This is a genomic window from Streptomyces sp. S.PNR 29 (assembly GCF_030386795.1).
GTDB lineage: Bacteria > Actinomycetota > Actinomycetes > Streptomycetales > Streptomycetaceae > Streptomyces.
The window spans coordinates 138,751-159,234 of the sequence record NZ_JANUQM010000008.1; the positions used below are offsets into that span (position 1 = coordinate 138,751).

Here is a 20,484-nt window from a genome sequence, read left to right on the forward strand (position 1 = left end):
CCGGCGGGACCGGGCCGCCTCCACGGAAACGGCCTCTCACCAGCGCAGACGGGTGCGCCGGCCACGCCACCCCGGCCCGATCCGCCGGATCGGCCCTGGTGCCGCCGCCCGGCCGGACCGCCGGCCGGGCAGCGGCGCCGTCTCACACGGCCAGCAGATCGTCCACCGATCCCCGCCCGGCCAGCTCGGCCGTGGCCACCGGGCCCTCCTTCGCGGCCGCGTACCGGCCGCTGGTCAGCGCCCACTCGTAGTTGCCGTTGATCCAGTGCTGGATGGCCTCCACACCCATCCGCACCCGATCCCGCTCGCCCTCGTCGAGGCCGAGCTCGTCGCACATCAGCGGGACGCGGGCCTCCAGTTCGAGGTACTCCTTGAGGCAGTCGGTCGTCATGCGGTACGCCTCGTCGGCGGCCTCCCGCCACGAGCAGCCCCGCTCCCGGTGCAGGACGGCGATGAGATTGTGACCGTCACCGCGGCGCCGCTCGCGCTCGAAGGAGTGGATGTCGTTCATGAACCCGATGGTGTCCGCCGCCAGATCCCGCATCCGCTCCATCACCGGATGCCCCATCACCTCCGCCGGCACCTCGAAACCGCGGCTGCGCTCACCCGCGTCGATGCTGTGGTGGATGCCGACCGTACGGCGCCGGAAAGCCGCGTACTCGTCGAGTGTCAGCGTCCCCTCCAGCCCCCGTGCCGCCAGGTCCACCTCCTCGCAGTGCGCCACCAGGAACCGCCCCCAGGAGGCGGCGAACCGTGTCCGCCAGGTCAGGGACATGCCCTCGCAGAGGTGTTCCCAGACCTCCGCCCAGGCCAGGGTGATGGGGCAGACCACCCGTGGCCGTATGCCCGCCGGACGCAGTGGTGTGACGATGAGCTCCCGCGCGACCTCCGCTATGCGGTCCGCGCGGTCGGGCTGGTTGGCGTCGAACTGGTCGTCGAAGAGGAAGGCCAGGGAGAACCAGTTCATCAGGACGACCATGTCGTCCCGCGACGCGTGGGGGTAGGTGCGGGCGGCGGCCTGCGGGAGGTCCCAGGACTTGTACTCCTCGAACCCGGCCTTGCTGCGCACCAGACCCGTGTCCCACACCCAGCGCAGGTGGCGCGCCTTGGCGTGCTCCAGGTGTTCGCTGACGGGTGTGTCGAAGGGGAGGTCGAACCGGACGTCCTGAGGCATGCGCTTCCTTTCGGGAGACGGACCGCAGAGTCCCCCCACCCCTGCGAGCGGACGGTCACCGCGACCGGCCGCGCACTCGAACTGGGCTTCGCAGTCCGAAAGTTGAACCGAGAAGCGCTACGAGACTGCCCAGGGCTGGATTCAGCCATTCCGTAATCAGGCCGTGATGTCGGTTACTGCGCACGCCACTTGAGCTGCGTACACTCCCTCCTCCCACTCTCGGCAGCGGCACTTCGGCCTGAAGGCGCCGTGGTCCTGCCGATGTTGAGACGGGCGGTCGCCCGGTCGCCGACTGAATCTGCCGGGCCGGGATATCCGCAAGGGAAGAGGGCCGCGGGGCACCTCCGCTCCGCGCGCCGGACCCTTCGGAGGAGACATGGCACTGGTGAAAGCGGGCTTCGTGATACTCGACTGTGCCGAGCCCGAGAAGCTCGCCGTGTTCTACAAGGAGCTGCTTCAGGCCGACGAGACGGACGCGACCGCCAACCGGGTGGAGATCAGGGGTGCCGACGGGACCCGGATGGCGTTCCGCCGTGACGTGAACGCGACGCCGCCGAGCTGGCCGCGCCCGGAGAACTCCCTCCAGGCCCATCTCGACTTCGTGGTGGACGACCTGGACGCGGCGGAACGCAAGGTCGTGGAACTCGGCGGACGCCCACTGGAAGCCAAGGCAGCGCCCGGCCCGTACGAGGAGCGCGGTTTCGCCGACCCCGCGGGCCACTCCTTCACCCTGCGCCGCGTGGTACCGACGGCACCGAAGCAGGGCTGAGGGGGCGGTGGGGGGCCGGGCCGGGCTGAGGCACGCCGAGGAAGAAGCGCCGACGAGTCCTGGACACGCTGAGGCCCGGTCGGGCATGGCCGGGGTGCCCGGTCGGGGGGTGCTCGTACACATCCGGGTGGGTGGGGTCCGCTCAGGGGGTGATGCTCGTCCTGGCCCGGTTGTGTGCGCGCGCCCCGCGCGGCCCTCGTCCAGGGGGTGGCGTCCGGCACGGGGCGGCGCTCGTCAGGCTCGGTCGGTCTGTTCCGCCGTCACCCGGCCCGCGGGGCCCCGACAGGGCCGGGGTGGGCTGCACGGCTCTGTCGGTGGTGCCCCGCGGGGCCGTGGCGGCGTCAGTCCCGGCCGGCCTTGTCCTTCGTCGGCCAGGTGCCGGTCGAACGCTCGATGGCCTTCGCGCCCGTGCGGTCCACGGCGCTGCGCACCACGGCGAAGATGGCGCCCTGGATCGCGGCGGCCACCAGGATCTCCCCCCAGCTGCGGTCCGGGTCCAGCGCGTCGGGCGCGTCGTCCTCGTGCCGGATCGCCTTCCAGGTCTTGCGGAAGGCCAGCCCCGCCAGCCAGCCGCTCGACCAGCCCAGCAGAAACCCGACGGGCTGGTAGGCGAGGGGGAGCTTCTTCTTCTTGGCCACGTCGATCTCCTTAGTGTGCGGTGAAATAGAAGGTGTGTACGGTCAGGGCCTGCCCCGCTCCGGGACCTCCTCGCCGGCGCGGACCGGCCCCGGCGGCGTCCCGTCACCGAACGGCCGGCCGCCCAGCTCCTCGCGGTGATGCTGCGTCAGCCAGCCGGACGGATCAGGGCCCAGGGGCACGATGCGGGTCGGGTTGATGCCCGTGTGCACCTGGTAGTAGTGGCGTTTGATGTGGTCGAAGTCGACGGTGTCGCCGAAGCCGGGCGTCTGGTACAGATCACGGACGTACGCCCAGAGCACCGGATTCTCCGTCAGCTTCCAGCGGTTGCACTTGAAGTGGCCGTGGTACACGGCGTCGAACCGGACCAGGGTCGTGAACAGCCGGATGTCCGCCTCGGTGATCGTGTCGCCGACCAGATAGCGCTGCCGGGACAGCCGTTCGGTCAGCAGCTCCAGCCGCCGGAACACGGCTGCGCACGCGCCCTCGTACTCCTCCTGCTCGGTGGCGAAGCCCGCCCGGTACACGCCGTTGTTGACGTCCTCGTAGACGTCCGCCATCACCTCGTCGATCTCGTCGCGCAGCCCCCGCGGGTACAGGTCGGGTGCCCCGTCCCGATGCAGGGACCGCCACTCGGTGGCGAGGTCCAGCGTGAGCTGCTGGTAGTCGTTGGTGACCAGCTGCCCGCTCGGCACGTCCACGACCGCGGGCACGCTCACCCCGCCCGGGTAGTCGGTCTCCCGCCGGTCGTAGGCCTCGCTGAGGTAGCGGATGCCGAGGACGGGGTCGCGGCCGTCCGGGTCGAGGGTGAAGCGCCAGCTGCGGTCGTCCTGGATCGGGTCGGCGATCGCGAGGGACAGGGCGTCCTCCAGACCGAGCAGTCGCCGGGAGATCACCGCCCTGCTCGCCCACGGACAGGCGCGGCTGATCACCAGGCGGTAGCGGCCGGCCTCCACCGGCCAGCCGTCCCGGCCGTCCGCGGTGATCCGGTCCGTGAAGTGCGCCTTGGACCGCTTGAACGCCTTCCTGCCGTACGCGGTGTTCCCGGCGTCCCCGCCGTCGCCGCTCATGATGCTTCTCCTCCCTGGAGTACGTGTGCCCTGGTGGACGCGTTCCCCTTTTTCCGCCGACGGCACTGGGAAGAGGGCCGAAGGGGCTAGGGCCGGCACGAGACGGGGTGTGAGCCGCGCCGGCCGGGGCAGTCGGCGTGCGTGAGCGGGACATCCACGGAGCGGACGACAGACGGGAAGACGGACCGGAATGCGGAGGGGGGGTCGGACTGGGAGACGGACCGGGAAACGGACCGGAAGAGGGACCGCAGGACTCGTGTCACCGTGCTGGTGGCGCTCGCGGCCAACCTGGTGATCGCGGTCGCGAAGGCGGTCGGCGGCTTCCTCGCGGCGTCGCCCGCGCTGCTGTCGGAGGCGGCGCACTCCGTGGCCGACAGCCTGAACGAGGTCTTCCTCCTCGCCGCGCTGCGCCGCAGCCGCCGTCCGGCCGACAAGCGTCACCCTTTCGGCTATGGAAAGGAGCGGTTCTTCTGGTCGCTCCTCGCGGCCGTCGGGATCTTCGTCATGGGCGGCTGTTTCTCCTTCTTCCAAGGCTTCGAGGCGCTCACGAACGGCGCGGAGGAGACGTTCAGCGGGTACGTGGCCGGCCTGGTGGTGCTCGGCGTCGCCTTCCTCGCCGAGGGCATCTCGCTGCTGCGGGCCGTGTACCAGGCCCGTCGGCAGGGCGGCGCGAGCAGCCTGCGCGACCCGGCTCTGCGCACGGTCGTCGCCGAGGACGGCACGGCGGTGCTGGGGGTGAGCCTGGCCATCGTCGGCATGGCGCTGCACATGGCGACCGGGCAGGTCGTGTGGGAGGCGGCCGCCTCGCTCGCCATCGGCGCGCTGCTCGTGTACGTCGCCTACCGGCTGGGTCGCGAGGCCCGCGACCAGTTGATCGGTGAGGCCGCCGACCCGGAGGCGAGCGGACGGATCCGGTCCCTGCTGGCGGCGCAGCCGGAGATCGACACGGTGGAGGCGCTGTTCACGATGAAGACCGGCCTCGACTCCGCCCTGGTGGCGGCCCGCGTCGACCTGGTGCCCGGCCTGGACAGCGAGCGGGTCGAGGAGGTCGCCGTACGCATCAAGCGGTCCATCGCCCGCACCGTTCCCGAGGCACAGCAGATCTTCCTCGACGTGACCGACCGGCCCGCACAGGAGGCACGCGAAAGCCCCGCCGCGACGGGGGAACGCGGCGGGGCCTGACCCACGCGTGCCCCGCAGGCGCCGGTTCATGCCTCCCGCGAGAAGAAAAATTTCGGGGCGGGTGAGATTCCGCCGCATGGGGGAGCGGAAACCGGCCGGGCGCGGCTCGGCCTGCTCCCCGCCGGTCACCTCACGAGTCGTCAGTCCCGGTGATGGGGGACCCCGGCCCTCGCACCGTGGGCCGTATCAGGACCACACCATCCGCACGGCCAGCACGGTCATCACGCCGCTGGACACCAGCGCCGTCACCAGCCGCCCCCGGTGGCCCGTCAGCGCCCCGCCCAGCAGCGCACCGCCCCCGGCGAGCAGCAACTGCCAGCTCGCGGACGCGGCGAAGGCCGCCAGGACGAACACCGCCTGCTCCAGAGGGCTCACCGCGTCCGCGCTCCGGGAGCCGAGCACGAGCGCCGCGAAGTAGATCACGGTGGTGGGGTTGAGCAGGGTGATGCCGAGCAGCCCCAGATACGCCCGAGCGGGGCTGGGCGGAGGCGGGGCCGACCGGGTGGCGAGCCGGTGGCGGCGGTACTGCCGTACGGCCGTGACCGCACCCAGCACCGCGAGAGCGGCCAGGACCAGGGCGGAGGCCCAGCGCAGCGGGCCCAGCACCGGCCGCAGTGCGCCCGCCAGGGCCGAGCCGCCGAGCGTGGCCACCAGAGCGTAGAGTCCGTCGGCGGTGGCGACACCCAGCGCGGCGCACGCACCGGTCCGCAGGGTCGTCCGGGCAGTGAGGGAGACCAGGTAGGTCCCGACCGCGCCGACAGGCAGGGCGATGCCGTAGCCGGCGAGCAGCCCCGCGACGAGCGCGGCGGTCATGAGCGGGACGAAGTCGGCCCTCCGGAACGCCCGGACTGCTGCTGGACCAGCACCGGACGAGCGGCGGCGGTCAGCGGCAGGAGAACGTCGATCGTCGGCATGGGCTGATCCTGACGCCGACGGCTCCGCCGCCACAACCGGATTTCCGGGGGTGGGCAGGATCCCCGGGACGGCGGAGTGTTGCGGTCAGGCCTGGGGGCGCCGTGCCCTCCGGGCAGGCAGCGTCGGCCTTCAGCCTCGGCAGGCGCCGTGCCGGCCGGCCGGCGTCGGGTGTCGGTCGACCTGCGTCGGGCGTCGGTCTTCGTGTCGCCTGGGTGTCGGTCGACCTGCGTCGGGCGTCGGTCTTCGCGTCGCCGGGGTGTCGGTCGACCTGCGTGGGGTGTTGGTCTTCGTGTCGCCGCCGTGCCGGTCGAGCTGCATGGGGCCTCGATCTTCGCGTTGCCGCCGTGTCGGCCGGCCTGCTCGGGCCTCAGCCTTCGCGGCTACCGCGCCGTCGGCCGGCGGCGGACTCGTTCCTCACCGGCGCCGTACCCACCGTCCAGTGACGTTTCACGCCCCGTCCGCGCTCCGCGCGAGCCACGCAGCGACGATCCTCGGCCAGATCGCAGGCACCAACGATCTGGCCGAACTTCGCGTGGCCACATAGGTGCCCAGGGCATCTAATGATGATCGGCACGACGCACTCTTCGTCTGCGAGGTCTTCCATGACGGACTCGACCGCACCCGTCGCCTACCCCCAGAGCCGCACCTGCCCCTACCACCCGCCCGCCGCCTATGACCCGCTGCGCGCCACCCGACCGCTGGCCAGGATCACCCTCTACGACGGGCGTGAGGTGTGGCTGGTCACCGGACACGCCGCCGCCCGCCGGCTGCTGGGTGACCGGCGTCTGTCGAGCGACCGCACCCGCCCCGGATTCCCCGCGACCACGCCTCGCCTGGCCGCGCTTCGCGGCCGCAGGACCGCACTGCTCGGCGTCGACGACCCCGAACACCGCACCCAACGGCGGATGGTGCTCCCGGAGTTCACCCTCCAACGCGCCACCGCGCTCCGTCCGCGCATCCAGCAGATCGTCGACGAGCGGCTCGACGCGATGATCGCGCAGGGGCCGCCAGCCGAGCTGGTGTCCGCCTTCGCCCTGCCCGTGCCGTCGATGGTGATCTGCGCGCTGCTCGGCGTCCCGTACGCCGACCACGACTTCTTCGAGGAACAGTCGCGCAGGCTGCTGCGCGGCTCCGTACCGGCCGACACCCAGGACGCCCGGGACCGGCTGGAGGCCTACCTCGGCGAGCTGATCGACCGCAAGCGCAAGGATCCCGGCACCGGCCTGCTCGACGACCTCGTGCAGCGGCAGCCGTCCGACGGCGGGCCCGACCGTGAGGAACTGACGGCGCTGGCGATCGTCCTTCTGGTCGCCGGCCACGAGACGACCGCCAACATGATCTCGCTGGGCACCTACACCCTCCTGCAACACCCCGAACGTCTGGCCGAGTTGCGCCACGACCCGTCGCTGCTGCCCGGCGCGGTCGAAGAGCTGATGCGGACGCTGTCGATCGCGGACGGGCTGCTGCGGGTGGCCACCGAGGACATCGAGGTGGACGGGACGACGATCCGGGCAGGCGACGGCGTGGTCTTCGCGACCTCCGTCATCAACCGCGACGAGACCGTCTACCCCGCACCGGACACCCTCGACTGGCACCGCCCGGCCCGCCACCACGTGGCCTTCGGGTTCGGCGTCCACCAGTGCCTGGGCCAGAACCTGGCCCGCGCCGAGCTGGAGATCGCCCTGGGAACCCTCTTCGACCGGCTGCCCACGCTGCGTCTGGCCGCCCAGGCGGACGACATTCCCTTCAAACCCGGCGACACGATCCAGGGGATGCTGGAACTCCCCGTGGCCTGGTAGGAGGCTCCGGACATGCCCAACGACATGCGCATCGACATCGACAAGGACCTCTGCATCGGCGCCGGCCAGTGCGCCCTGACCGCCCCGGACGTCTTCACCCAGGACGACGACGGCTACAGCTCCCTCCTGCCCGGCCGCGAGGACGGCGGTGGCAGCCCCCTGGTACGGGAGGCGGCCCGCAGCTGTCCGGTAGGGGCCATCACCGTGTCCGAGACGGTGAGCTGACCCCCGGCAGCCACTCCGACCTGCCCGCGCGCGAGGCCTCCAGCAGGCACCGAGCCGCCTCGCCGGCCTCCCGCGCGGGCTCCGTACTCCCGGTGATGCCCGCCGTGACCATGGCGCCCTCGGCCAGCAGGAACTGCTGCCGGGCCAGCACGGCGGGCATCACCGCGTCGGCCACCAGGCCGTCGAGATACTCCAGGAACGCCCGCTTGTGCGCCTGCACCTGGGCCACCACACGGGGCGAGGTGGCGCCCAGCTCGCCGTACGAGTTGATCCACGCGCAGCCGCGGAAGTCACCGCAACTGGCCGGCGACAAGCTCGCCGACGTCACGGCAGCAGCCGTCACTTGACAGGACAGGAACCTCACTCCTCACAAACTACAGCTGCTGTGTCGGAACTCGCACGAATCGCCCGGTTATGTGCAGGTCGGCCTCGATGTGAGCAGCCGTGGCCCGCAGTTCCGGCAAGATGGTCGTGACGCACTCCGCGGCGGGGCGGCGACCGCTGTGCATGGTGACGTTGATCGCCGCCATCAGGCCGCCGTCGCGGTCACGTACCGGTACGGCGATCGAGCGAAGCCCTTCTTCCAGTTCCTCATCGACCAGGGCATAACCGTCCTCACGGACTCGGTCGAGAATCAGCTCGAGGTCGGTGGGCCGGGTGACGGTGCGAGCGGTCAGCGCACCCATCCGCACGCGCGCCAGACGGGCAGTGCGCTCCTCGGCCGGCAGCCCCGCCAACAGCACCCGGCCCGTGGAGGTCGCATAGGCGGGCACGCGCGCGCCCACGGCGATATCAGCGTCCATGATGCGTCCCGCGGCGACCGAGGCCGCGCACTGGACATCGTCACCGGCGAGCACTGCCAGGGACGTCGAGTCCTCCACCTTGCGGGTGAGGGCGGCGAGGTGGGGGTGCGCGATCCGGGTGAGTGTCGTCTTGGACAGCGGCGGGAAACCGAGGGCTAGGACGCGTGGAGTGAGCCGGAAGACCCGCCCGTGCCGCGTGACGTGACCGAGGTGTCCCAGGGTTATCAGGGCACGGCGAGCCGTGGCGCGGGACAGCCCCGTGGCTTCGGCGACCTCGGTGAGGGTCAGCTCCGCACGGCCCTCACCGAACGCGGTGACCACGGTCAGGCCGCGGGCCAGGGATTCGATGAACTCCCCGCCCAGTTCCTGTTTGGACGCGCTCGTCCAGGTGGCGAGCCCGACGGGAGTGCTCTTGCTCGGCGGCTCCGGAGGCGGAGCGTCGGCCAACTTCCGCTCCATGACGGTCACGGCAGTACGGAGCCTGGGGAGAAGGGCGTCGCGCAGCGAGTCCGCGCTGTGCCGACTGGTATGGCTCACGACGCTCGCCACACAGGCGATCCGGCCGTCGGGGGCGCGAACCGGAACGGATGCGGCGACGAGCCCCGGCTCGATCAACTGGTCGTCCATCGCCCAGCCGTGGGCGCGCGCCCGTTCCACCCGTTCTTCGAAGTCTGTCGTGGCGGTACGGTGCGATCGAGGGGGGACCGCCGCGAAGCCGAGGTCCTCGGGGTCGGCGCCCTGCCGCTTGTGCCACCGCGCCCAGTCCTCCGTGCTCCATTCGGTTGCCAGCAGCGGGCCTGGCGCGGTGCGTTCGGCGGGCAGCAGGTCGCCGATGCGGAAGCTCAGCGACAGGGCGCGGCGGCGGATCGCCTGGTGGATGAAGCGGATGCCGTCACCGTCCGCCACCGCGAGGGACACCGACTCGTCGAGTTCCTCAGCGAGGGTATCGGCGTGCGCACTCAGCAGCGCGGGAAGGCGCAGGGCGGCCAGGTATGCGTTCCCCAGCTCCATCAGGCGGGGGGCAAGGACGGCGTTGCTGCCGTCCATCCGCATGTACCCCATGTGAGCGAGTGTTCCGGTGACCCGGTCGAGGGTGGCGCGGGCCAGGCCGGTGGCCCGTCCCAGATCGCTGAGGCCGGCCGTCCCTCCGGCGTCGGTGAGCTCGCGCAGCACGGCGATACCCCGGATGAGAGGGGCCACGGCTTCCTCGGGTGGCGCGGGAGCCGCCATGGGGTCGGTAGGCGTCAGGGCGTGGGGCGATGTCATGGGCTCTCCGCGGCGACTGTCTCAGCACTGCAGTGAATGATGCCTGGTGGGGGCAGAGAGCCGACAGGTCTGGGTGGCCGTGACGAGCCCCCGGCAACGCTCGTCGCGCGGGGCGGTGTGTTCCGGCCGGTCGCCAAGGCCGGTGCTGCTCCGTGCTGCCGTCGCGGGGGCACGGCATCAGGACCGGCTAGCCGGGGACCTTCAGCTCGGCCTCGATGTCGGCGGCGGTGGCCAAGAGCGGCGGCAGCAGATCGTGGCGTATCGAGTCCGGCGTTCGCCGGCTGACGTGGGTGGAGAGGTTGATGCCTGCCACCACCCGTCGTGCTTCGTTCCGGATGGGTACGCCGATCGATATCAGGCCCTGTTCCAGTTCCTGGTCCACCAGACACCAGCCCTGTGCCCGCACGTGTTCCAGCTCGGCGGCGAGTGCCTCCCTTGAGGTGATGGTGCGGGGGGTGAGGGGCTTGAGTGAGGCGGTGTCCAGGTAGTGCCGCAGCCGGGGCTCGTCGAGGTGGGCGAGCAGGACCCGGCCGAGGGAGGTGGCATGGGCGGGGAAGCGGGTCCCGATGCTGATGGAGACCGTCATGATCCGCCGGGTGGGTACCCGGCTGACGTACACCACGTCTTCGTCGTCGAGCACCGCCACCGACGAGGACTCGTGGACCTCGGCGACCAGTTGCTCCAGGTGGGGCTGGGCGATCTCCGCCAGGGACATGCTGGACAGGTAGGCGTAGCCCAGTTCCAGGACCCGGGGCGTGAGGCGGAAGTGGCGGCCGTCGGTGGCCACGTACCCCAGGTCGGCGAAGGTGAGCAGGAAGCGCCGTGCGGTGGCACGGCTCATGCCGGTGATCCTGGCTACCTCCGAGAGGGTCATTTCGGGTGTGTCGGCGGTGAACGCACGGATGACGGCCAGCCCTCGTTCGAGGGACTGCACGAAGTACCGCCCGGGTTCGTTGTCGTCCATGTGCTACGGCCCTTGTGTCGGACGGTGTGTCAGGACTCGGACTTGTGCAGGGCGAGCTCGTCGCTGCGGTCGGCCACTGCTGCATGCGTGTCGCCGTTGTGGTGCTTGGCGCGCTGGATCTGCTCGTAGACGTGGGCGCGCAGTTCGGCGAAGCGGGTGCTGGAGCGGGTGTGCAACTGGTCGCGCTCGTCGGGGAGATCGATCGTCAGATCCTCCAGCACCACGGTCGGTGAGGTGGACAGGATGATGGTGCGCTGGCCGAGATAGACGGCTTCGTCGATGTCGTGGGTGACGAACAGGACGGTGACGCCCAGTTCGCGCCACAACCGCCGGATGAGGTCCTCCAGTTCGGCGCGGGTCTGCGCGTCGACGGCGGCGAACGGCTCGTCCATGAGCAGCACCTTCGGCTCGAAGGCCACGGCGCGGGCGATGGCGACGCGCTGCTGCATTCCGCCGGACAACTGCCACGGGTAGGCCTGGTGGGCGTCGGCGAGCCCGACCACCTCCAGCGCGTGGTCGACCAGTTCCTTCTCGCGGGCCTTGCCGAGCTTCTTGCGGCGCAGGGGCAGGGCGACGTTGTCGCGTACGTTCATCCAGGCGAACAGTGAGCGGCCGTACTCCTGGAAGACGACCGCCATGCCGGGCGGGGGCCCGTCCACCGGGCGGCCGTCCAGGCGCACTTCGCCGTCGGTCGGGTCGATCAGTCCCGCCATGCACTTCAGCAGCGTGGTCTTGCCGCACCCGGACGGGCCGACCAGGCATACGAGTTCGCCGGCACCGATATGGAATGTGAGATTCCGCAGTGCTTCGACGCTGCGGTTACGTCCGGTGTAGATCTTCTGCAGGTTGCGTACGTCGAGCATCGACGTCTCCTTGTCAGGGGTTGCGCTGGGCCCGGCGCAGGCCGTGATACCAGGCCAGAACCCGGTTCTCGGCGACGCGGAAGAGCAGGGAGAGGACGAATCCGAGCAGGCCGAGCAGCAGCACGCCGCTCCACATCTCGGGGATGGCGAAGGACCGCTGGAACTGCACGATGGTGAAGCCGAGCCCGTTGCTGGCCGCGAACATCTCGCTGATGACCATGAGGATGATGGCAATGGAGAGGGCCTGGCGCATGCCGGTGACGATCTGAGGGCTGGCCGAGCGCAGCACCAGGTGCCGCAGCCGGGAGGGGCCGGTGATGCCGTAGGAGCGGCAGGTGTCGCTGAGCACTTCGTCGACGGCTCGGACGCCTTCGACGGTGTTGAGCAGGATCGGCCACATGCAGCCGCTGACGATGACGATGACCTTCATGGTGTCGCCGATGCCCGCGAACAGCATGATGACGGGTACGAGCACCGGGGGCGGGATGGCCCGGAAGAGTTCCAGGACCGGCTCCAGTACGTCGCGCACGCCACGGTGCATGCCGACCACCAGGCCGAGTCCGACACCGACGGCGACGGCGAGGAGATAGCCGGTGAGCAGCCGGACCAGGCTGGGTACGACGTCCGAGAGCAGTCGTTCGCCCGTCCATACCTCCCCGAACTTGCCCAGGATGGTGGACAGGGGGGGAACGTAGAAGTCGGTGCTGCCCGCGGTGGCGAACCACCACATGGCGAACAGGACCGCGGGCAGGCCCAGGACCAGCCCGGTCCGCCGGGCGAGTGTGAGGACGGTCATCGCTGTCCCTCCCTGCGCATCGATTGGTGCCAGTGCAGTGCCCGCCGCTCGACCGCCCGGGCCACCAGGTTGACCGCGACCCCGAGGAGTCCGGTGACCAGGACCAGGGCGTAGACCCGCGGTACGGCGCCGGAGGTCTGCGCGACCGCGAGCTGGTTGCCGAGGCCGGGCGAACCGATGACGAGTTCGGCGGTGATCGTCAGGACGAGTGCCACGGTCGCGGCCAGCCGCACGCCGGTCATCACGTACGGCAGCGCGGTGGGCCACAGGACGTACCGAACCCGTCCCCAACTACCCATCCGGTAGCTGCGGGCGGTGTCCTCGGCCACCGGGTCGACGTCCTGCATGCCCGCCAGGACCTGGACGAGCACCTGCCAGAAGGAGGCGTACACGACCAGCAGCAGCTTCGACTCCAGGTCGGTGCCGTACAGCAGCACCGCCACCGGGATGAGCGCCACCGACGGGATGGGGCGCAAGAACTCGATGGTGGAGGCGGTCACCGCCCGCAGCACCGGCACCGATCCGATCACCACGCCGGCCACCACGCCGGCCACCACGGCGATGGCCAGGCCCAGGCCCCAACCGGTGAGGGTGTCACCGAGCGCGGTCCAGAACGCGTCTTCGCCGAGCAGTTGCCACAGGGCCCGGCCCATCTCGGAGGCGGGCGGAAGGTAGTCGGCGGAGACCACACCGATGTGCGGCAGCACCTCGAGCAACACCACCAGCCCGGCCAGGCCGGCCAGGCCGCGCAACGGGGTGCGCGCTCTGTCCAGAGTGCGCCGCACGCGGCCACCGCCCACCCCGCCGGGACCTGTCGCGGTCCCGGCGGGCTTCGTCAGCACAGGAGTGCTCCCGGACGCGCTCATGAGAACAGGGCATCCAGGTCGGGCTTCTTACCGCCGAAGATGCCGTCCTGCTCGCCGAGCGAGGCCAGCTTCTCCAGGGAGGCCATGTCGTACTCGGCCGGCCAGGTCGGCAGCGTCAGCTTCTTCAGCACCTCTCCGTCGATCTTGGTGTAGGTCGTGACGATCTGACGTGCCTCGTCCGGGTGCTCGGAGGCGTATTTCAGCGACTCGGTCACGGCCTCGGTGAACTTCTTCACCAGGTCGGGGTTCTCCTGGGCCAGCTTGGTGGAGGCGAAGTACGTCGCGATGGTGAGGTTCGGGTCGGTCTCGGCGAACGGCGACGCCACGACGCGGGCGCCCTGGCCCTTGGCGATGGTCAGCGCGGGCTCGCCCACCCACGCGGCGTCCACCTGCCCGCCGTCCAGCGCGGCCGGCATCTGGTCGAACGGCATCTCGACGAACTTGACCTTCGAGGGGTCGCCGCCGTCCTTGCGCACCACCTCACGGACCGTGGTGTCCCCGATGTTCTGCAGGGTGTTGACCGCCACCGTCTTGCCGGCAAGTTCCTTGGCCGACTTGATGGGGCTGTCCTCCTTGACGGCCACCCCGCTGATGTCCTTTCCGGTGTCACCGGTGGAGGCGGTCCCGTTGACCACTGACTTGATCGGCACACCCTTGGTCTGGGCGATCATCAACGACGTGACGTTGCTGAATCCGAACTGGAACTGGCCGCTCACCACGCCGGGGATGATCGCGGCGCCGCCCTGGGCGGTCTCCATTTTCAGGTCGATGCCGCGGCTGCTGAAGAACCCCTTCTTCTGCCCCAGATACAGGGGGGCCACATCGACGATCGGGATGATCCCTACTTTGACCTGGGTGGTCTTGTCCCCGGCCGAGGAGGACGCACCACCGGTCCCGGAAGAAGATCCGCATCCGGCCGCGGCTGCGACCGTCACTACCGCTATGGCAAGCCCGAGAACGCGCCTTTGCATGGGGCCTCCTGAACAGGAACGAGTGTGTGCGCATTGCGAACATTCGTCCGCGTTCCGAACAAATGCAAGCGGAGATTATGTCCCTGCCCGAATCGCGTCAATAGGTTGCGCCGAGGCTCCTCCCGGAACCGCGCCCTGCCGCCTTCTCCAGATCCAGACATGTTCCGACGGGTGCACCCCGGCAGCAGCAAGCCTGAGGCGCGGACGCGTGCAGCGAAGACCCAGGAGTCCTGCTCCGCGCCGCGGTCGACCACCTTGGTCACCCGCTCGTGGGGGTCCTCGCCCCGGTAGCCGGGTACTTGTCGGCGTGGTGCACGCCCGCGCCGAGGACGTTCGTCACGGCGTCGGAGTTGTCGACCCGCACCTTGGTGTTCGTGCCCTCCGACCGAGCCGCCCTCGGCGGTCACGTAGAGCTGGGACTCGAAGCGCATCTGGTTGTCGTTCAGGTTGCGGGTCAGGCGCTGCGCACCGCACACGTCGCCGACTACCGGGGGCTCTTCGACCGGTTTTCCCTGGACATCGGCCAGTGCCTCCCCGACGCCGCGCGCTCGTCTCCCGCGCCGACCGCGCTTCGACTGTGAGGATGCTCAGGTGCCGCTCCGGGCGGTGGTCGCCGCACTCGCGGCCGGTCCTGGGTGGCGGGCGTTCACCGAGGTCACCTGGCGCGAACCAGCAGTTCCGGTTGGCGGACTCACCGGACGGATACGTCCGGTTGATCTACCGCAACGGCGGGAAGGCCGTCGAGGTACCGGGCTTCTCCTCCGCCGACGCCGTCGGTTTCGCGGGCTCGCGCTCCTGCTGACACCGGTATTCGGTTCAAGCCCACTGAAACTCCCCTCGCCCCCCGCTGGACAAGGGGAGTTTCGGTCTGCGCGCGCCCGAGGTCGCACGGCCGACAGCGTGGTCCGAAAGGAGTGCTTTCAGGCGGCGAAGAACGAGTGCGGCTTGGACCAGTACGAGGTCCGTCGTTACATCGGCTGGTATCGGCACATCACCCTGGCCATGCTCGCGCACGCCTATCTCGCGGTCACGGCGGCCGACGCGGCGAAAAAGGGGATGCAGATCCTTCGAGGTCGTACGCGCCAAGCGGCGGGTCGGCACCGGCAGCTTCCACCTGACCGGCCTCTCCGACCGCGACCCGCAGCACAAACTGCCGGTCGCCGAGCAACTGGAGGCCGCGCTCTGCACCGACGCCCTGGTCACCCTCGCCGCCACGCGCACCTTCCCGGTGAAGCAGCCGCCCTCGGGGACGCTGATGAGCGCCATGCATCACGGCGTCCCCAACCGGCATTGGACCAGCCCGGAGCCGATCACCAATAGTGCTGGGGATGGGCGCAGACGCCGTGACGGAGGTTCACCGATGACCATCTCCCCACCCCCCGCAACCGCCGAGCCGGCCCGTGCCGCCTCGCCGTTGACGATCAGCGAGCAAGGCGCGTTCTGGGTCGGTGCCGGGCGCAAGCCGACCGAGGCCGGGACCGCCGCCGAGGCCGCGATGTACGTCCAGTACCAGATCCCGGCCGATCTCCGGCATCCGCTGCCCGTGGTGATGGTCCACGGGGGCGGCGGCCAGGGCACGGACTACCTGTCGACGCCGGACGGGCGCCCCGGCTGGGCCACCCGGTTCCTCCAGGCCGGTTACGCCGTGTACGTGGTCGACCGTCCAGGTCACGGGCGCTCCCCGTATCACCCCGATGTCCTCGGGCCCATCGAGGGCGCGGCGCCGACGTACGAGTTCATCCGCTGGCTGTTCTGCGACGGGGCGGGACGACCTGGTGGCCAGTGGCCCGGCAGCGGCGAGATCGGCGACGACTCCGCGCTGGACCAGTTGATGGCGAGCCAGGGCCCGACACTGCCCACCTTCGCCGAGAACGAGGAGCAGATGCGGCGCTGCGGGGCCGAGTTGCTGGACCGTATCGGACCGGCCGTGCTGATCACCCACTCCATGGGTGGGCCGTTCGGCTGGCTGGTCGCCGATGCCCGGCCCGGGCTGGTGAAGGCCATTGTCTCCATCGAGCCGATCGGGCCGCCGTTCACCGAACTGCCCGGCCTCGGAAAGCTGGAGTGGGGGCTCACCGCGGCCCCGATCACTTACGAGCCGCCGGTACGGACCCCGGAGGAACTGCGCCTTCGGCTGCGCGAGGCGGGGGGCGACGGGCTGCAGGACTGTCTCGTCCAGGACGAAGAGGCAGGCGCCGTGCGGTCCCTGCCAGGGCTCCAGGGCTTCCCGATCGCCGTGGTCGCGGCCGACCACTCGCCGTTCGCGACGTTCCAGCACGGTGTCGCCGACTACCTCGCCCAGGCCGGTGCCGACGCCGAGTTGCTGCGCCTGGCGGACCTGGGGCTCACGGGCAACGGTCACCTGCCCATGGGCGAGAAGAACTCCGACGACGTGGCCGAGGCGCTGATGACCTGGCTGAACAAGCGACTGGCGGATGGGGAGTAAACGTCCCGATGACAACCGTGCCGACCGTCGAGACCGATGTGCTCATCGTGGGCAGCGGCCCCGCGGGAGCGAGCGCCGCACTGGCACTGAGCACCTATGGCGTGCCGAACGTCATGGTCACCCGATACTCACGCCTCGCGGACACGCCCCGGGCGCACATCACCAACCAGCGCACCATGGAAGTGCTGCGTGACCTCGGTGTCGAAGAGGACGTGATCGCCCAGGCCACCCCTCAGCACCTGATGGGCAACACCGTCTTCTGCACCGCCCTCGCGGGCGAGGAGCTCGGCCGGCTGAGGTCCTGGGGCAACGAACCGCTCGTGCAGGCCGCGCACGAGCTGGCGAGCCCCACCCGCATGTGTGACATGCCGCAGCACCTCATGGAACCGGTGCTCGTGAACGCGGCCATAGCCCGCGGAAGCCAACTGCGGTTCGGCACCGAGTACCTGTCGCACCAGCAGGACGCCGACGGCGTGACCGCCACGGTCCGCGACCGGCTGCGCGGCGACACGTACACCATCCGCGCCAAGTACCTGATCGGAGCGGACGGCGGCCGCAGCAAGGTGGCCGAGGACGCCGGGCTGCCGATGGGCGGCCAGATGGGCGTGGCCGGCAGCATCAACATCGTCTTCGACGCGGACCTCACCAAGTACGTGGCGCACCGACCCGCCACCCTTTACTGGGTGCTGGCGCCCGGCGCGACCGTGGGCGGCATCGGCGCCGGCCTGGTGCGCTGCGTACGGACGTGGAACGAGTGGCTGATCGTGTGGGGCTACGACGTCGACGCCGGGCCGCCGGACCTCACCGAGGAGTACGCCCTGTCCGTCGTCCGCAAGCTGATCGGCGACGACGAGATCCCGGTGACCATCAAGTCGTCCTCCGCGTGGACGGTCAACGAGATGTACGCCGAGACGTACTCCAGCGGCCGGGTGTTCTGCGCGGGCGACGCCTGCCACCGGCACCCACCGTCCAACGGGCTGGGCTCCAACACCTCCATCCAGGACTCCTACAACCTGGCGTGGAAGCTGAAGCTCGTCCTGGACGGCACCGCGTCACCGTCCCTGCTGGACACCTACAGTGACGAGCGGGCACCGGTCGGCAAGCAGGTCGTCACCCGGGCCAACCAGTCCATCGGTGAGACGGCACCCGTCTTCGAGGCGCTCGGCGGCCTGGCGCCGCAGACCCCCGAGCAGCTGTGGCGGAACATCGCCGCCCGCAAGGACGCCACCCCGGAGGCCGAGCAGCAGCGGGCGTGGCTGCGGGAGGCGATCGCCTTCAAGGCATACGAGTTCAACGCCCACGGCGTGGACCTCAACCAGCGCTACACCTCCGCCGCGATCGTCCCGGACGGCACCGAGGACCCCGGCTTCGCACGCGACCCCGAGCTGCACTTCCAGCCGAGCACCCGCCCCGGCGCCAAGCTCCCGCACGCCTGGCTCTGCGCGGGCACCCGCAATCTGTCCACCCTGGACCTGGGCGGAAACGGCCGGTTCACCCTGATCACCGGCATCGGCGGCGAGCCCTGGACGGAGGCCGCCCGCATCCTCGGCAAGGAGTTCGGCCTGGAGATCGCCACGGCGGTCATCGGCCCCGGCCAGGAGTACGAGGACCCGTACGGGGACTGGGCCCGGCTGCGGGAGATCGGCGACTCGGGCGCGCTGCTGGTGCGGCCGGACAACCACGTGGCCTTCCGCCGCCAGGACGCCACCGGTGACGTCACGGCCGCACTGGGGGACGCACTGCGGCAGATCCTCGGGCGGGGCTGAGCGGCCATGGACCTCACCGCGACGACCGCGACGACCGAGAAGACCGCGACGACGACGGCGGTGCTGGAAAGCTTCGCCCACACCTCCGATCCCCGACTGCGCGAGGTGCTGGTCTCCCTGACGCGTCACCTGCACGATTTCGTACGGGACATCGAGCCGACCCAGGCCGAGTGGGAGCGGGCGATCGACTTCCTCACCGCGACCGGGCACATGTGCGACGACACCCGGCAGGAGTTCATCCTGCTGTCGGACGTCCTGGGTGTGTCGATGCTCGTCGAGACGATCAACGACCACAAGGTGGCCGCCGCGACCGACTCGACGGTGCTCGGCCCCTTCCACATGACCGAGTCCCCGGTCCGTGAACTCGGGGCGAACATCGATCTGGTCGGCGGCGGCGAGCCGTGTGTGATCAGCGGACGGGTCGTCTCCGTCGACGGCACCCCGCTGCCCGGCGCGACGCTGGACGTGTGGCAGGCCGACGACCAGGGCTTCTACGACGTCCAGCAGCCGGAGAAGCAGCCGCCGGGCAATGGGCGCGGGCTGTTCACCGCGGACGCGGAGGGGCGGTTCTGGTTCCGCTCGTGCGTTCCCAGCCCGTATCCGATTCCGACGGACGGGCCGGTCGGCTCCCTGCTGGAGGCGACCGGCCGCCACCCCTACCGTCCCGCCCATGTCCACTTCATCGTGGGCGCCGAGGGGCACAGCCCGGTGACGACGCACATCTTCGTGGCGGGCAGCGACTATCTGGAGTCGGACGCCGTCTTCGCCGTGAGGGAGAGCCTGGTCGAGGAGTTCGTCGAGGTGGACTCCCCCGAGGAGGCCGCGGAGCTGGGCCTGGCCAACCCCTTCCGCCGGGCGCGCTTCGACATCGTGCTGCAACCGGTGATCGCGTGAGGGAACGCGCCCTGGACTTCACCTACCAGGCCCAGCCGATGCGCGTCCTCTTCCGGTCGGGTGCCGTCCCGGACGCGGTGCCCGACGAGGTCGCGCTGCTCGGCCTGCGCCGCGTCCTCGTGCTGTGCGACGACCATGGCCGGGACACGGCCCGTGCCGTCGCCGCGTCTCTCGGCGACGCCTGCGCCGGGCTGCACGCGGGGGCGGTGACGCACGTCCCGGTGGAGGTCGCCGACCTGGCCGTCGAAGCGGCTCGCGAAGCCCGGGCCGACGGCTGCGTGGCGGTCGGCGGCGGTTCCGTGACCGGCCTGGCCAAGGCCGTCGCGCTCAGGACCGGCCTGCCGATCGTCGCCGTCCCGACGACGTATGCCGGATCGGAGATGACACCCGTCTGGGGCCTGACCGAGGGCGCGGTCAAACGCACCGGGCGCGACCCGAAGGTGTTGCCGCGCAGCGTCGTGTACGACCCGCTGCTCACGCTCACCATGCCGCCCGTGGGGTCCGCGACGAGCGGCATGAACGCGATCGCGCACGCCGTCGAGGCTCTGTACGCCCCGGACTCCGCTCCGATCGTCTCCCTCATGGCGGAGGAGGGTGTGCGGGCGCTTGCCGCGGCCCTTCCCGAGATCGTCGCCGACCTCTCGGGGCATGACGCGCGCAGCCGCGCGCTGTACGGGGCGTGGCTGTGCGGTGCCTGTCTCGGCGCCACCACCATGGGGCTGCACCACAAGCTCTGCCATGTGCTCGGCGGCACCTTCGACCTGCCGCACGCCGAGACACACGCCGTCGTCCTGCCCCATGTGCTGGCCTTCAACGCGCCGGCGGTTCCCGAGGCACTGGCGGCGCTGCGCCGGGCGCTCGATGTCCAGGATCCGGTACGGGAGTTGCACGAGCTGGGCGAGCGTCTTGGCATCCCGCGATCGCTCGCCGACCTGGGCCTGACCGCCGCCGACGTGGACCGTGCGGTCGATGTCGCTCTCGGGGCGCCGTACGCGAATCCCCGCCCGGCCTCCGCCGACGATCTGCGCGCCGTCCTGCACGCGGCCTGGGCGGGCGAGCCGCCGTACGGCGGCTGACCC

The 20,484-nt window shown here is 70.7% G+C and carries 19 protein-coding genes and 2 pseudogenes; 10 read left to right on the forward strand and 11 right to left on the reverse strand.

Features of this window, described 5'->3' with window-relative positions; translation table 11 throughout:
• Positions 1-142: 142 nt before the first annotated feature.
• Complete coding sequence (locus NW895_RS22165; RefSeq protein WP_289937522.1) at positions 143-1,174, reverse strand: 7-epi-alpha-eudesmol synthase; 1,032 nt, start codon at positions 1,172-1,174, stop codon at positions 143-145.
• Positions 1,175-1,550: 376 nt separating this feature from the next.
• Here NW895_RS22165 and NW895_RS22170 point away from each other — a divergent pair, with 376 nt between their 5' ends.
• A complete protein-coding gene (locus NW895_RS22170; RefSeq protein ID WP_289937523.1) occupies positions 1,551-1,943 on the forward strand; it encodes a VOC family protein in 393 nt (130 codons plus the stop codon).
• A gap of 341 nt (positions 1,944-2,284) precedes the next feature.
• On the opposite strand, the gene NW895_RS22175 is transcribed toward NW895_RS22170, so the two are convergent.
• On the reverse strand, positions 2,285-2,581 hold the full coding sequence (locus tag NW895_RS22175) for a DUF4235 domain-containing protein (RefSeq protein ID WP_289937524.1): 297 nt from the start codon (positions 2,579-2,581) through the stop codon (positions 2,285-2,287).
• A gap of 42 nt (positions 2,582-2,623) precedes the next feature.
• Positions 2,624-3,649, reverse strand: coding sequence for a glutathione S-transferase C-terminal domain-containing protein (locus NW895_RS22180; RefSeq protein ID WP_289937525.1), 1,026 nt, complete (start codon positions 3,647-3,649; stop codon positions 2,624-2,626).
• 264 nt (positions 3,650-3,913) lie between these two features.
• Between NW895_RS22180 and NW895_RS22185 the strand changes: the two genes are divergently transcribed.
• Positions 3,914-4,831, forward strand: a complete 918-nt coding sequence (locus NW895_RS22185) for a cation diffusion facilitator family transporter (RefSeq protein WP_289937526.1) — start codon at positions 3,914-3,916, stop codon at positions 4,829-4,831.
• Positions 4,832-5,017: 186 nt separating this feature from the next.
• On the opposite strand, the gene NW895_RS22190 is transcribed toward NW895_RS22185, so the two are convergent.
• Positions 5,018-5,644, reverse strand: a complete 627-nt coding sequence (locus NW895_RS22190) for a LysE family transporter (RefSeq protein WP_289937527.1) — start codon at positions 5,642-5,644, stop codon at positions 5,018-5,020.
• A gap of 704 nt (positions 5,645-6,348) precedes the next feature.
• On the opposite strand from NW895_RS22190, the gene NW895_RS22195 reads away from it, so the two are divergent.
• Both NW895_RS22195 and NW895_RS22200 read left to right on the forward strand, forming a co-directional pair.
• Positions 6,349-7,545 carry a cytochrome P450 gene (locus NW895_RS22195; protein ID WP_289937528.1) on the forward strand — a complete coding sequence of 399 codons (1,197 nt, stop codon included), beginning with the start codon at positions 6,349-6,351 and terminating at the stop codon, positions 7,543-7,545.
• A gap of 24 nt (positions 7,546-7,569) precedes the next feature.
• Positions 7,570-7,770, forward strand: a complete 201-nt coding sequence (locus NW895_RS22200) for a ferredoxin (RefSeq protein ID WP_289937803.1) — start codon at positions 7,570-7,572, stop codon at positions 7,768-7,770.
• Here the strand turns inward: NW895_RS22200 and NW895_RS22205 are convergent.
• From NW895_RS22205 to NW895_RS22235, 7 genes and pseudogenes are all read right to left on the reverse strand, one after another.
• A pseudogene (locus NW895_RS22205) lies at positions 7,745-8,062 on the reverse strand (TetR/AcrR family transcriptional regulator); the annotation flags it as partial. The gene NW895_RS22200 and the pseudogene NW895_RS22205 overlap by 26 nt on opposite strands.
• An 82-nt stretch (positions 8,063-8,144) precedes the next feature.
• Complete coding sequence (locus NW895_RS22210) at positions 8,145-9,839, reverse strand: IclR family transcriptional regulator C-terminal domain-containing protein (RefSeq protein WP_289937529.1); 1,695 nt, start codon at positions 9,837-9,839, stop codon at positions 8,145-8,147.
• Between the two features lie 187 nt (positions 9,840-10,026).
• Positions 10,027-10,803, reverse strand: a complete 777-nt coding sequence (locus NW895_RS22215; protein ID WP_289937530.1) for an IclR family transcriptional regulator — start codon at positions 10,801-10,803, stop codon at positions 10,027-10,029.
• A gap of 29 nt (positions 10,804-10,832) precedes the next feature.
• Positions 10,833-11,666, reverse strand: coding sequence for an ABC transporter ATP-binding protein (locus NW895_RS22220; RefSeq protein ID WP_126396058.1), 834 nt, complete (start codon positions 11,664-11,666; stop codon positions 10,833-10,835).
• A gap of 13 nt (positions 11,667-11,679) precedes the next feature.
• On the reverse strand, positions 11,680-12,462 hold the full coding sequence (locus tag NW895_RS22225; RefSeq protein ID WP_289937531.1) for an ABC transporter permease subunit: 783 nt from the start codon (positions 12,460-12,462) through the stop codon (positions 11,680-11,682).
• Positions 12,459-13,328, reverse strand: coding sequence for an ABC transporter permease (locus NW895_RS22230; RefSeq protein ID WP_234310559.1), 870 nt, complete (start codon positions 13,326-13,328; stop codon positions 12,459-12,461). The genes NW895_RS22225 and NW895_RS22230 overlap by 4 nt, the downstream gene beginning before the upstream one ends.
• Positions 13,325-14,299 (reverse strand): ABC transporter substrate-binding protein, encoded by a 975-nt coding sequence (locus tag NW895_RS22235; RefSeq protein ID WP_030249854.1) that lies wholly within the window; start codon positions 14,297-14,299, stop codon positions 13,325-13,327. Before NW895_RS22235 ends, NW895_RS22230 begins: the two co-directional genes overlap by 4 nt.
• 350 nt (positions 14,300-14,649) lie before the next feature.
• Here NW895_RS22235 and NW895_RS22240 point away from each other — a divergent pair, with 350 nt between their 5' ends.
• The 6 genes and pseudogenes from NW895_RS22240 (at position 14,650) to NW895_RS22265 (ending at position 20,481) form a co-directional block, all read left to right on the forward strand.
• Entirely contained in the window at positions 14,650-14,880 is a 231-nt protein-coding gene (locus NW895_RS22240; protein WP_289937532.1) for a hypothetical protein, read from the forward strand.
• A gap of 328 nt (positions 14,881-15,208) precedes the next feature.
• Positions 15,209-15,619 (forward strand): annotated as a pseudogene (locus tag NW895_RS22245) (hypothetical protein); the annotation flags it as partial.
• Between the two features lie 40 nt (positions 15,620-15,659).
• Positions 15,660-16,745, forward strand: coding sequence for an alpha/beta hydrolase (locus NW895_RS22250; protein WP_289937533.1), 1,086 nt, complete (start codon positions 15,660-15,662; stop codon positions 16,743-16,745).
• Between the two features lie 8 nt (positions 16,746-16,753).
• Positions 16,754-18,511, forward strand: coding sequence for an FAD-dependent monooxygenase (locus NW895_RS22255; protein ID WP_289937534.1), 1,758 nt, complete (start codon positions 16,754-16,756; stop codon positions 18,509-18,511).
• Between the two features lie 6 nt (positions 18,512-18,517).
• Complete coding sequence (locus NW895_RS22260; protein ID WP_289937535.1) at positions 18,518-19,405, forward strand: intradiol ring-cleavage dioxygenase; 888 nt, start codon at positions 18,518-18,520, stop codon at positions 19,403-19,405.
• Between the two features lie 38 nt (positions 19,406-19,443).
• A complete protein-coding gene (locus NW895_RS22265) occupies positions 19,444-20,481 on the forward strand; it encodes a maleylacetate reductase (RefSeq protein ID WP_289937804.1) in 1,038 nt (345 codons plus the stop codon).
• Positions 20,482-20,484 lie beyond the last annotated feature (3 nt).

Coding starts and splice junctions, on each gene's coding strand:
- NW895_RS22165 (WP_289937522.1), bottom strand. CDS start 1,174: ATGCCTCAGGACGTCCGGTTCGACCTCCCCTTCGACACACCCGTCAGC.
- NW895_RS22170 (WP_289937523.1), top strand. CDS start 1,551: ATGGCACTGGTGAAAGCGGGCTTCGTGATACTCGACTGTGCCGAGCCC.
- NW895_RS22180 (WP_289937525.1), bottom strand. CDS start 3,649: ATGAGCGGCGACGGCGGGGACGCCGGGAACACCGCGTACGGCAGGAAG.
- NW895_RS22190 (WP_289937527.1), bottom strand. CDS start 5,644: ATGACCGCCGCGCTCGTCGCGGGGCTGCTCGCCGGCTACGGCATCGCC.
- NW895_RS22195 (WP_289937528.1), top strand. CDS start 6,349: ATGACGGACTCGACCGCACCCGTCGCCTACCCCCAGAGCCGCACCTGC.
- NW895_RS22200 (WP_289937803.1), top strand. CDS start 7,570: ATGCGCATCGACATCGACAAGGACCTCTGCATCGGCGCCGGCCAGTGC.
- NW895_RS22210 (WP_289937529.1), bottom strand. CDS start 9,839: ATGACATCGCCCCACGCCCTGACGCCTACCGACCCCATGGCGGCTCCC.
- NW895_RS22215 (WP_289937530.1), bottom strand. CDS start 10,803: ATGGACGACAACGAACCCGGGCGGTACTTCGTGCAGTCCCTCGAACGA.
- NW895_RS22220 (WP_126396058.1), bottom strand. CDS start 11,666: ATGCTCGACGTACGCAACCTGCAGAAGATCTACACCGGACGTAACCGC.
- NW895_RS22225 (WP_289937531.1), bottom strand. CDS start 12,462: ATGACCGTCCTCACACTCGCCCGGCGGACCGGGCTGGTCCTGGGCCTG.
- NW895_RS22230 (WP_234310559.1), bottom strand. CDS start 13,328: ATGAGCGCGTCCGGGAGCACTCCTGTGCTGACGAAGCCCGCCGGGACC.
- NW895_RS22235 (WP_030249854.1), bottom strand. CDS start 14,299: ATGCAAAGGCGCGTTCTCGGGCTTGCCATAGCGGTAGTGACGGTCGCA.
- NW895_RS22250 (WP_289937533.1), top strand. CDS start 15,660: ATGACCATCTCCCCACCCCCCGCAACCGCCGAGCCGGCCCGTGCCGCC.
- NW895_RS22255 (WP_289937534.1), top strand. CDS start 16,754: ATGACAACCGTGCCGACCGTCGAGACCGATGTGCTCATCGTGGGCAGC.
- NW895_RS22260 (WP_289937535.1), top strand. CDS start 18,518: ATGGACCTCACCGCGACGACCGCGACGACCGAGAAGACCGCGACGACG.
- NW895_RS22265 (WP_289937804.1), top strand. CDS start 19,444: ATGCGCGTCCTCTTCCGGTCGGGTGCCGTCCCGGACGCGGTGCCCGAC.